At 32.7% G+C, this 11,485-nt stretch carries 11 protein-coding genes and 1 tRNA gene; 5 read left to right on the forward strand and 7 right to left on the reverse strand.

Features of this window, described 5'->3' with window-relative positions:
• Positions 1-10: 10 nt before the first annotated feature.
• The 3 genes from EV01_RS05535 to murA all read right to left on the reverse strand — a co-directional run bounded on the left by EV01_RS05535 (position 11) and on the right by murA (position 3,168).
• Positions 11-1,186, reverse strand: coding sequence for an aspartate aminotransferase family protein (locus EV01_RS05535; RefSeq protein ID WP_032518556.1), 1,176 nt, complete (start codon positions 1,184-1,186; stop codon positions 11-13).
• Between the two features lie 5 nt (positions 1,187-1,191).
• Positions 1,192-1,273 (reverse strand) — tRNA-Leu (locus tag EV01_RS05530).
• A gap of 524 nt (positions 1,274-1,797) precedes the next feature.
• Complete coding sequence (gene murA, locus EV01_RS05525; protein ID WP_032518238.1) at positions 1,798-3,168, reverse strand: UDP-N-acetylglucosamine 1-carboxyvinyltransferase; 1,371 nt, start codon at positions 3,166-3,168, stop codon at positions 1,798-1,800.
• 191 nt (positions 3,169-3,359) lie between these two features.
• On the opposite strand from murA, the gene EV01_RS05520 reads away from it, so the two are divergent.
• Genes EV01_RS05520 through EV01_RS05505 form a run of 4 tightly spaced genes read left to right on the forward strand, consistent with a single transcriptional unit; the run spans position 3,360 to position 7,280 of the window.
• Complete coding sequence (locus tag EV01_RS05520) at positions 3,360-4,202, forward strand: TrmH family RNA methyltransferase (protein WP_342625987.1); 843 nt, start codon at positions 3,360-3,362, stop codon at positions 4,200-4,202.
• Between the two features lie 11 nt (positions 4,203-4,213).
• A complete protein-coding gene (gene lpdA, locus EV01_RS05515) occupies positions 4,214-5,653 on the forward strand; it encodes a dihydrolipoyl dehydrogenase (RefSeq protein WP_032518240.1) in 1,440 nt (479 codons plus the stop codon).
• A 12-nt stretch (positions 5,654-5,665) separates the two neighbouring features.
• Positions 5,666-6,553 (forward strand): indole-3-glycerol phosphate synthase TrpC, encoded by an 888-nt coding sequence (gene trpC, locus EV01_RS05510; protein WP_032518241.1) that lies wholly within the window; start codon positions 5,666-5,668, stop codon positions 6,551-6,553.
• A 55-nt stretch (positions 6,554-6,608) separates the two neighbouring features.
• On the forward strand, positions 6,609-7,280 hold the full coding sequence (locus EV01_RS05505) for a hydantoin utilization protein A (protein ID WP_032518242.1): 672 nt from the start codon (positions 6,609-6,611) through the stop codon (positions 7,278-7,280).
• Here EV01_RS05505 and sodX read toward each other — a convergent pair.
• From sodX to EV01_RS05490, 3 genes are all read right to left on the reverse strand, one after another.
• Complete coding sequence (sodX, locus tag EV01_RS05500; RefSeq protein WP_413680974.1) at positions 7,239-7,610, reverse strand: nickel-type superoxide dismutase maturation protease; 372 nt, start codon at positions 7,608-7,610, stop codon at positions 7,239-7,241. The two genes, EV01_RS05505 and sodX, sit on opposite strands and share 42 nt — an antisense overlap.
• 24 nt (positions 7,611-7,634) lie before the next feature.
• Positions 7,635-8,108 (reverse strand): superoxide dismutase, Ni, encoded by a 474-nt coding sequence (sodN, locus tag EV01_RS05495; RefSeq protein ID WP_032518244.1) that lies wholly within the window; start codon positions 8,106-8,108, stop codon positions 7,635-7,637.
• Positions 8,109-8,186: 78 nt separating this feature from the next.
• Positions 8,187-8,759, reverse strand: a complete 573-nt coding sequence (locus tag EV01_RS05490; protein ID WP_032518245.1) for an FKBP-type peptidyl-prolyl cis-trans isomerase — start codon at positions 8,757-8,759, stop codon at positions 8,187-8,189.
• A gap of 84 nt (positions 8,760-8,843) precedes the next feature.
• Here EV01_RS05490 and EV01_RS05485 point away from each other — a divergent pair, with 84 nt between their 5' ends.
• Entirely contained in the window at positions 8,844-10,331 is a 1,488-nt protein-coding gene (locus tag EV01_RS05485; RefSeq protein ID WP_032518246.1) for an acyltransferase, read from the forward strand.
• On the opposite strand, the gene mnmA is transcribed toward EV01_RS05485, so the two are convergent.
• On the reverse strand, positions 10,324-11,481 hold the full coding sequence (mnmA, locus tag EV01_RS05480; protein WP_032518247.1) for a tRNA 2-thiouridine(34) synthase MnmA: 1,158 nt from the start codon (positions 11,479-11,481) through the stop codon (positions 10,324-10,326). The two genes, EV01_RS05485 and mnmA, sit on opposite strands and share 8 nt — an antisense overlap.
• Between the last annotated feature and the right edge of the window lie 4 nt (positions 11,482-11,485).

Genomic DNA, 11,485 nt, shown 5'->3' on the forward strand with positions numbered 1-11,485 from the left:
ATTTAAATTGCTATAACTCTTCAAAAATTGAATTTAGCTTATCCAAAAGAATATTAATTTCTCTTCGAGATATAACTAATGGTGGGACAATCCTTACAACATTTCCTCCTGCAGGAACTACCAGTAATCTTTTATCAAAAGCTTTTAATGTAATTTTTTTTGCATCAGCATAATCATCATTGATCACAAGACCTTGTATTAAACCTAAACCTCTTTTCCCACTAATAATATTTGGAAATTTTTTTGACAACTCTTCAAACCCAGCACTTAATTGTTCCCCTCTTAGATAAACATTATTGATGAGATTTCTTCTATTTATCTCTTCTAATACTGTTAGGGCAGCTTTACAGGCGAATGGGTTCCCTCCAAAAGTGCTTGCATGATCTCCTGGAGAAAAAATGTTGGCTTTTTCTTTTACTAATAATGCTCCAATTGCATGACCTCCTCCTAAACCTTTAGCAAGGGTGAATCCATCAGGTTCAATTCCTAAATTCTCATAACCCCACATTTTTCCAGTTCGACCAACTCCACTTTGAACCTCATCTAAAATGAGAAGAGAATTATATTTATCACATATTTCTCGCAGTCTTTTAAAAAATATTTTATTTCCAGGAATTACGCCGCCTTCTCCTTGTATTGGTTCAACTAAAACGCCTGAGATTTTTTGATCATTATTTTCACACTCTTCAAATAATTTTTTTACCGAATCAAAATTGTTAAATTTAAAAAATTTGAACCCTTGAATCATTGGTTCGAAACCTTTTTGATATTTGGGTTGTCCAGTGGCACTCAAGGCTGCAAGTGTCCTTCCATGAAAGCTGGATTCGGCTGCGAGAATAAATGATTCTTTATCTTTATTTCTTCTATTACCATATTTTTTAATTAATTTAATTGCTGATTCATTTGCTTCCGCACCACTATTGCAGAAGAAAACGCTTTCAGCACAACTCATATTAGTTAAAGTTCTGCTTAATTGTTCTTGTTCTTCAATGTTGTAGAGATTTGAAATGTGCTGAATCTTTTTTAGTTGAGTTGATAACCTCCTTCTTAAAACTCTGTCGCTATGTCCAAGACTACAAGTTGCTATGCCAGCTACTGCATCAAGATACTTTTTACCTGTTTTGTCCCATAGCCAGCAACCTTTTCCTTTCTTGAAAGATATATCGAATCGACTATAAGTATTCATCAAAGTGGGAGCGGTCGGACTTGAACCGACATACCCGAAGGTGCCGCATTTTGAGTGCGGTGCGTCTACCAATTCCACCACGCTCCCAAGGCTTTTGCAAAAATGAACTTTTTTATTATAACAAAAATCAACTTGTTGACTATTGTTTTGGTCAAGGAACAGTGATCAAGATAATGTTTGTTAAAACTTAATCTTTTCGAAAAAACATAGAATTATTTATTGCATTTGCTGACAAGAAATAAGGTAAAAAGAGCAAATTTAAACATTTATGATACATTTTTGTGCTTAAATACGCTTAAAGTCTCTTTTTTAAAGGAGATAGCTTCATGATTAGTAATATTGTGTTATACTTTTAAAAAAAAGCAAATGTCTAAAACTCAAGCTAAAAATTTATCCTTTAAATTTGTCCCTTATCTTTTTATTGCAGTAACTATATTGACAACATTTGGATCCAATAGCGGAACTTGGGCATGAGTAATTTAAAGATTAGTGGTTTAAATAAAATTTGGTCTAGTCGCTTTTTAGTGTTGTTCCTCTTATTTTTAGGTTGTATTTCACTGATCAATATTGCCTACGTTTAAAAATTTATTATTTCTCACGCTCTTTGCAACTTAAGCCGCTCTATATCGAGGAATATCTGAGGGATCTGAACTAGTCTTTAATTCCTTATTTGTCATAGTTTTTTTGTTGAACTCTCTAATTATTTTTATACCCAATATTTTTAATTTTGATTCAATGTTTTCATAACCTCTATCCAAATGCTCTAAACCATAAATTCTACTAGTGCCTTCAGCTACAATCCCAGCAATTATTAATGCAGCTGAAGACCTCAAATCAGATCCAACTAGATCCATCCCCTTAAGTTTTTTAACACCCTTGATATACGCTATATTTTTATTTAATTTTATATTTGCACCCATTTTGTTAAGTAAATGAACGTGGTTCATTCTGTTTTCGAAAATTGTTTCAGTTATTTTTGATTCACCATTTGCTATTGCCATTAAGGTTGTAAATGGTGCTTGCAAATCAGTTGGAAATCCTGGGAAAGGAGCTGTTTCAATATCTACCCCTTTGATCTTTTTACCCTTGATTGTAATCGAATTACCTTTAATCGTAATTTTACTTCCACTCTCTTGAAGCTTATTCGTGACAGCTTCAAGATGATTAGGAATTACAGGAGAAATTGTTATCGAAGAGGAAGTCGCAGCAGCAGCTATTAAAAAAGTGCCAGCCTCTATTCGATCTGGAATTACTTTATGAGTACAACCGCTCAGCTTATTAACACCATCAATAATTATTTTTTCTTTGCCAGAGTCGTAAATTTTTGCCCCCATTTTATTCAGCATTTGGCATAAATCCTGAATTTCAGGTTCTCTTGCAGCATTCTCAATCGTAGTTCTTCCCTCAGCTAATGATGCGGCCATTATTAAAGTTTCAGTAGCCCCTACGCTTGGGCACTTTAATTTAATATGTGTACCATGCAGTTTATTAGTCTCGTCCTTTATTCTTGCTTTGACAATTCCTTCTTCAATAATAATTTCCGCTCCTAAGGCTTGAAGACCATTTATGTGCTCATCTATGGGCCTTGAACCAATATTGCATCCTCCAGGTAAGGGGACTTTCGCCTCTCCATATTTGCTTAACAATGCTCCTATACAAAAGAAACTAGCTCTTAATCCATTAACAAGTTCATATGGAAGATCTTTAATAGAAATATTTTTTGGATCTATCTCTAAGCGATTGTTTTTTTGGATTAATTTAATACCTAAACTTTCTAGGATATGCCCCATTATTTCTATATCGGTAAGACGAGGAACATTTTCAAGAATTATCCTTTCATTAGTAAGCAATGATGAGGCCAATAAAACTAAGGCAGAATTCTTGGCGCCACTTATTTCAACTTTTCCATGTAAGTTGCCTTGGCCAAAAATCTTTAAATTTTGAGATTTAAGATATGACTTCTTTTTGCTTACGCAAATCATTAAGGGTTAATTTATTAAATTCATCATGACAAAGGAAAACTTGTAAGTCCACCCTATGTAACGTCACGAATATTAATTTAAAGTGAAAATATATTTTTTTGGATTTCTTGGGAAATAAAAATTTAATAAATAATTGATCAAAATATTTATGTAATTAAAATACAGTTGATAACAAATTTTTTAAATTACTCATAGAAAATACTTTTTTAAAAATAACTAGTAAAAACAATAATCTAGTTAAAAGATTTAGATCATTTAAAAGAGGATCATCTCCAAAAGATCAAGACTTTTTTTGCATAGAGGGTACACATCTCGTTAAAGAATTGCTGAAGTCTGGAAAAAATCCCTCCAAGATTTTAGTTACCGAAAAATGGCTAAGAAAGAATCAAAATCTAAGCAAAAAATTTCATGAGTCATTAACAAATATTGTCTCAGAGGAAGTCTTGGCATCTGCGATTTCAACAATTAATCCAGATGGGATAGCAGCTTTAGTAGAGATTTCTGCAATACCTAATTATCAATTTAATAGAAAAGATGATTTTGTTCTTGTTCTCGACAGAATTCAAGATCCTGGGAATATGGGTAATCTATTTAGAACCGCTTTAGCTGCGGGTGTTAATGCAATATTTTTAGCTGGAGGTGCGCACCCATTAGGCCAAAAGGTATTAAGAGCATCCTCAGGTGCAGTTTTTCACCTGCCATTTTTAAGATTTGATGGAATTGAAGAAGAAATATTAAATTCTTTGCTTAACTCTTTGTCTGAATTATCAAATGTAGGATTTAAGATTTTCTCTACTAGTAGCCACAATGAGAGTTCAAAAAAACCACCAAAACCTTACTGGGAAGTTGATTGGTCTAAACGTACCGCATTAATTTTGGGTAATGAAGGTCAAGGTATTCATAAAAAAATTCAAGAAGCTTTTAATGAAACAATTACAATTCCGCATAGTGAGATTGTAGAATCATTGAATGTGGCTTGTGTTGCAGTTCCGTTATTACTAGAACGAAAAAGAGTCGCATACACCTCTAAATAAATTCATAAAAAGTGACTGATTCAAGTTTTGATTTTGACTTAATAGTAATTGGAGCAGGATATGGAGGTTTTGATGCCGCTAAACATGCTGCTGGTAAAGGACTGAAAGTTGCAATAGTAGAAGCTTCTGATATGGGAGGCACTTGTGTTAACAAGGGTTGTGTACCATCTAAAGCCCTTTTGGCTGCAAGTGGAAAAGTTAGAGAAATAGCTAATTATGAACATTTAGCAAAATTTGGTATACATGCTTCACCAGTAAGGTTCGAGAGATCAAAGATTGCAGATCATGCGAATAATTTAGTTTTAAATGTTAGAGAAAATTTAACAAAAACTCTTAAAAGGAGCGGAGTTGAAATTATTTTGGGCATTGGAAGAATTGAAGGAAATCAAAAAGTAGGTGTAAGAGATAAAAACGGAATTGATAAAATTTTCACATGTAAGAATATTGTTATAGCAACAGGCTCTTCTCCTTTTGTGCCTCGTGGAATAACTTTGGATAATAGGACCGTATTTACTAGCGATGATGCGGTTAAACTTGAGTGGCTTCCAAGATGGATAGCAATTATTGGAAGCGGATACATAGGACTAGAATTTGCTGATGTCTATACCGCGCTTGGTTGTGAAGTTACGATGATCGAGGCTTTAGAGAATATCATGCCAACATTTGATCCAGACATCACTAAAGTTGCTAAGAAGAACCTTATTCAAGCAAGAGATATAGACACAAAATCAAATGTCTTTGCGACAAAAATAACACCTGGATGCCCTGTAAAAATAGAACTGACGGATGCAAAATCTAAGGAAGTTGTAGAAACTTTAGAAGTTGACGCTGTACTTGTTGCAACTGGCAGAAGTCCTAATAGTAATAACTTAAATCTTGAGTCGGTTGGTATCGAAACAGTAAAAGGTTTCATTCCTATAGATGAACAAATGAGAGTTAAGAATGGTAATGAAACAATACCTAATATTTGGGCTGTTGGGGATGTAACGGGCAAACTAATGCTTGCCCATACAGCTGCAGCGCAGGGTACTATTGCTGTTGATAATATTTGCGGTGGGAATGTCGAAATTAACTATAAAAGTATCCCCGCAGCAACCTTTACTCACCCAGAGATAAGTTCAGTTGGTCTCTCTGAAGTTGAAGCTAAAGAGATATCTGCAAAAGAAAATTTTACTTTGGGAGTTGTCAAAAGTTTCTTTAAGGCTAATTCAAAAGCATTGGCTGAATTGGAGAGTGATGGATTGCTAAAGTTGATTTTCAATAAAGATAATGGAAAAGTATTAGGTGCTCATATTTTTGGGTTACATGCAGCTGATTTAATTCAAGAAATTTCTAACGCTATTTCAAGAAACCAAGATGTAATTGAATTATCTAAAGAAGTTCATACTCATCCTACTCTTAGCGAAGTAGTTGAGGTCGCATATAAACAAGCGGCTTCTCAAATAAAATAATATCTAAAATTAATGGAGATAAGACGCAGGCCACCAAATCCAACAGTAAGGGTAGAAAATTTAGAATATGCTGTACCTCATAGAGAAGCACAAGCAAAAAATATTCTGGAAGAAATTGTATGGCACAAGGATATTGAAATTAAGAACTTTAAAAAAATAGTCTCTTTAGAAGATCTCATCAAAAAGATTGAAAAACTTCCTACTCCCAAAGATTTTTATAAAAATATTTTGGAGTCAAAAATAAAACCAGGAGTTATTGCTGAAATAAAAAAAGCTAGTCCGAGTAAAGGAGTTATTAGAAAAGATTTTAACCCTGAAAACATAGCAATTTGTTATGAAAGATTAGGAGCATCATGTATCTCAGTACTTACCGATAAAAGGTTTTTTCAAGGTAGTTATGAAATACTCGAAACTGTGAGGAGATCAACTAATCTTCCTCTACTATGCAAGGATTTTATTATTTCTGCTTATCAGATTTATAAAGCCAGGGTATCTGGTGCTGATGCAATATTATTAATAGCTGCGATTTTAAGTGATGATGATTTGATTTATTTAAAGAAAATAGCTGATAATTTAAAGATGAGTGTTCTTGTTGAAGTCCATAACTCTCATGAATTAGAAAGGATTCTAAATTTACAATCTTTTAATTTGATTGGCATAAATAATAGGGACTTAAAGACTTTTAAAACGGATTTAAAAACATCATTAGAATTGATGCATACATATGCAGATATATTTTTAAAACAAAATATTATACCCGTAAGTGAATCTGGAATTAATTGTGCCGAAGATTTAGAATTGCTTAGATCAATTGGAATCAAGGGAGTATTAATTGGTGAAACTTTTATGAGAGAGGCTGATATTGAAAAATCGTTCAAGAAATTATTTAACTCAATTTAATATTGACTTTAAATCGTGCTATAAAATTGAATAAACAAAGTTGTACTGAATATATATGCAGGCTGTAATTTTAACAGGTATAGTTGCAGGATTTGTGCATGTAGTTAGTGGCGCTGATCATCTAATTGCGATGGCACCAGCAGCGATTAATAATCCCCAAAAAGCTCTTAAAAATAGTTTCTCATGGGGCGTAGGTCACTCTTCAGGTGTCCTTTTGTTAGCTTTTCTAGCGATTTTTATTAAGGATATTACGCCATTAAACAAATTTTCTAATATTGCCGAATTTCTAGTTGGAATTTCTCTTCTAATTGTTGGAGTATTTGCTATAAAAAATTCTTTTCAATTAAGTATTCACTCGCATTCCCATAAGCATGAGAATGGAATCGCCCATCGTCACTTTCACTTTCATGTTAAGGAACAAAAAAATAATAAGAAGCACTCACATGCTTTGACTGGTTTAGGTTTGCTACACGGTTTAGCTGGAGGTTCACATTTTCTTGCAGTTCTTCCTGCTTTAGCACTACCTTTAATAAGCGCTTGCTTATATTTGATTTCATATTTGATTGGTTCACTAATAAGTATGAATCTCTTTACTTGTTTAATATCTTTTACCATCTTTAAAGCAAGTCAAAAATTTATTAAAAGATTAATAGCTTTAGCAGGAGGGCTTTCCTTTTCTTTGGGATTATTTTGGATTCAAAAAAGTGCTTCTGTTTTTTTGAATTAAAAAATTTTTTAATTTAGGAATTATTAATTTAGAGGTGACAATTCCAATTATTTTTTCGTTATTGATTAATCCAAATTTATTACTATCTTCGCTAAATTCAGTATTATCACCAATAACTTCAATATTATTTTGATTTACTGAATTTATCCTTTTTATTAGGTTTTTATTTTTAAGTGGATGATTAAAAATAACTATTTGTCGATTTTTAAGTATTGATTTATTTTTTTTATATTTTTTAAAAAATACAATGTCTCCTTCTTTTAGGTAAGGAAGCATCGATTCTCCACTAATAATGGCAGTTCTTCTTAAACCTAAAAAAAATAAAATCAAAAAAACTTTTGAAAATAATTCTTTTTAACTAGCTTTTACAAAAGCGTCTGATCTTCCTTTTGAAGCCCAGAAAATACTATGTATCTTTTCCACATAATTCATGAGTTCTTCGGCTTGGGCTAAGTCAATATTAACTTTGCATGCACTGCATAATTTGGCCGCCTTCCAAATGGTTTCATGTAAGTCTGGATAAGTTTCTAAGTGGACTGGTTTAAAGTAATCTGTCCACAAAATTAGAATTTCTTTCTTTGTTTCTTTTGCTTGCTCTTCTTTAACAGCAACATATCTAGAAAATGTATTACTGTATGAAGCCCACTCTGCTGAATCAGTGCTAGATGGAGCCTCTAGTGCAATAAGTTTTTTTGTCATTGATAGAACTGCTTCAGCAGCAACTCTCGTAGATGCTGGATCATAAACACCACAAGGACCATCACAGTGAGCATGGACTGTCATTGGGGAATTTTTATCTAGAAAAGAATTGATGAATTTACTTAACATTTCAAATATTTAGTGTTGTTTATATATTACTTGGAGATTCACTAAATTGAAAAGTCTTAGATATTTTTCTTACTTTATTTAATTGACTTTTAATAATTCAACTTCAAATATCAAAGTCGCATTAGCAGGTATAACATTTCCTGCCCCTCTTGATCCGTATCCAAGTTCAGGAGGTATTGTTAATTTTCTTTTACCTCCAACTTTCATGCCTGCTACGCCTTCGTCCCAACCTTTTATTACTCGTCCAGCACCCAAGGGAAAGCTGAATGGAGCTCTTCCGATACTGGTATCAAATTGTGTCCCGTCTTCTAAAGTTCCTGTGTAATTTACAGTAACTGTTTGCCCAGCAATAGCTTCATCTCCTTCCCCATTTACGATATCTACAATAATTAGACCACTTTCTGTAGTCCTTGAATTGCTGTCTGATGGTGTTTCTTCTGCCATAGCGAAAAGTATAGGATTTTGATCTGATGGGTCTAGTTCAAATAAATTATTATTTGAAATATTTGATGATTTTGCAAGAGGCTGTTGTTGAATTAATTGATTTTCTGATTCGGCAGCATTAACAACTTGAGGTGAATTAAATTGGCTGAAAATAGTTAATGAAACACAAAAAACAAAAACTGCAAAACTAATAAAGACTTCTTTCACCTAGATTCTGAAAGTTACTAAACTAATACTACAGAATAAAGGTACAATAAATGGGTGATTTTAAATTTAATTTGAAATTTTAGATTGTTAATCCCAACTCAAGTTAAAAGTTTAAAACAATATTTTTACCCATGTTTAGGTGGCATCTTAGGAGGCATTTCTGTTGCAACCCATTTTTGGCCGATTTTTATGCCGATATCATTATTCATTTTATGGAAGGAAAGTGAAAGAAGGATAGCAAATTTTTGTTGGGGTTTTTTCTTTATTTTGATAAGTCATTCTTGGCTTTATGATCTTCATCCATTAACATGGCTAGGTTTTTCATGGCTTGCAAGTTTAATAATTACCATTTCAATATTGTTATTTTGTGCTTTTCTGGGTGGGTTATTAGTTTATTTATGGGGTTTGTTAGTTGAAATTATTCTGTGGAAAGAGGATGTGTTCAAATTGAAAATATTACCTTTAACCCTAAAAGTATTTTTTTTATCTTTGACTTGGGGGATTGGTGAATTGATACTTTCTCAAACACCTTTTTTTTGGATAGGTTTAGGCGAGAGTCTTGTTCCAGGTGATATTTATCTTGCTGGTTTGGCAAGATGGATTGGCGCAAGTGGTTTATGCGTATTACAAATATTGATTGGATTTTGGATATTTTTCAGTCACGGTAGATGGAGAAGAAAACTTCATTTTAAAAAAATATTTGTTTTCGGGCTTTTTATTATTTTTTTCTTACATCTATTTGGGGGTTTAACAACTCCAATTAAAAGAGGTTATGAATATCCTGTGGCTATTTGGCAAACAAATATCCCAACAAGAGAAAAATTAAAAATAGATGATGAATTTATTAAAGAAAAACAATCTATTGCTCAAGAATATGCTTTAGCCAATCAAGCAAAACTTCTTGTCGCTCCTGAAGGGACTCTGTATAGTAGTTTTTATTTATCTAAAGGCTTTAAGGTTAATACCTTGGCAGGAGGATTCAGAAATTCTAATAATGAGTTAAGAAGTTCTTTACTCGGATTTCAAATTGGAGATAAATCTTTTAACTCATTTATAGATAAAAATAGACTTGTTCCATTAGGTGAAAAAATACCAAGATTTCTAGATGGTTTTTCAAGAGGGTTATCTGCAGTAGGAGGAGTTCAACCAGGCTCTGATTCAAGATTTTTTGATCCTAAATTTACACAACCTCTAGCAGTGGCTATTTGTTATGAAATTAGTGATGGATTAAAAATAAGAAAGGCTATTAATAGTGGTGCAAAACTAATAATAACTACAGCAAATTTAGATCCCTATCCAACTAAGCTTTATGATCAATTTCTGTCTTTGGCAAGATTGAGAAGTATTGAAAATAAAAAAGATAATCTACTTGTATCAAATACTGGTCCCTCGGGTTTAATTAAAGATGATGGGAAAATAATTCAACTTCTAGATTTAAATGTGGAGCAAAATAAAGTAGTTTTCCCTAATTTTTCATCCGATAAGACCTTCTATACAAAATTTGGAGATAAACCTATCTTTTTATTGTTTATATTTTTAATGGGATTAAATTTCTTTTGGAAAATTAATTAATTAATCCGCCACCTAATAAAATTTCTCCTTTGTAAAAAACTGCAGCTTGACCAGGTGTTACCGAACTTTGACTCTCTTCAAAAATTAATTTAAATGTTGTAGTTGGATTATCTAAATTTTTCAAGGGTATTAAAGTTCCTTTTACTGGATGACTTCTATATCTGATTTGTGCTTCTACTTCTATCTCTTGTTTAGGTTCTTCGATTGAAACCCAGTTAACCTCACTAATTATTGCTTCTCTATTAAATAGATCACTTTTATCTGCTACAAAAACTATGTTTCTTATCCTGTCTAAACTTTTTACGTACAATGGTTCGGGCCAAGCGATGCCCAAACCTTTTCTTTGGCCTACTGTAAAGTGCTGAATACCATTGTGCGTTCCTAGGACTTTCCCATTTACATGCACAATTTCTCCTTCTTTAGGTTCAATGTGTTTATCGATAAATCTCTGCATTGATCCATAATGCTCAACTAAACATAAATCTTGACTTTCTGGTTTTTGAGCAGTTCTAAGGCCTAATCTTAATGCTTCCTTTCTCGTTTCCTCTTTTTTCATATCACCAAGAGGAAATTCTAATCTGCTTAATACTTCTTGTGAAAGAGAATAAAGAAAATAACTTTGGTCTTTGTTTTCGTCAGCACCTCTGAGAAGAAGGAAGTCTTTAAATTCAAAGCTCTTGCAATCAAGTCTTTCAGCATAAGATGATTTTTTTATCCTTGCGTAATGTCCGGTCGCAATATGAGTAAAGTCTTTTTTGTTTATTGCGTAATTAAGCATCTCTTCAAACTTCACATTCTTGTTGCACATCGAACATGGAAGTGGAGTGAATCCTTTCTCATAGCTTTCAGTAGTTTTTTTAATTACCTCTCTTTCGAAAATTTCCCTTGAGTCTATTATTTTATGATTAATTCCCAAATCTTCACAAAGGCCAGCAGCATCTACTAATCCTTCAGAACAACAGGAACCTTCTCCTTTCATTAGCCAAAGAGTTAGTCCCTCAACATTCCAACCTCTCTCAACAAGAAGAGCAGCTGAAAGGGAACTATCTACGCCACCAGAAAGACCTACAATTATATTTTTCTTCTTTTTAGTTTTATTATTAGAAGAAAAAAAGTTCTCTAATTTTTTATCCTTTTGTGTCTTTAACATGGAA

The sequence above is a fragment of the Prochlorococcus marinus str. MIT 9401 genome, from assembly GCF_000760095.1.
Classification (GTDB): domain Bacteria; phylum Cyanobacteriota; class Cyanobacteriia; order PCC-6307; family Cyanobiaceae; genus Prochlorococcus_A; species Prochlorococcus_A marinus_I.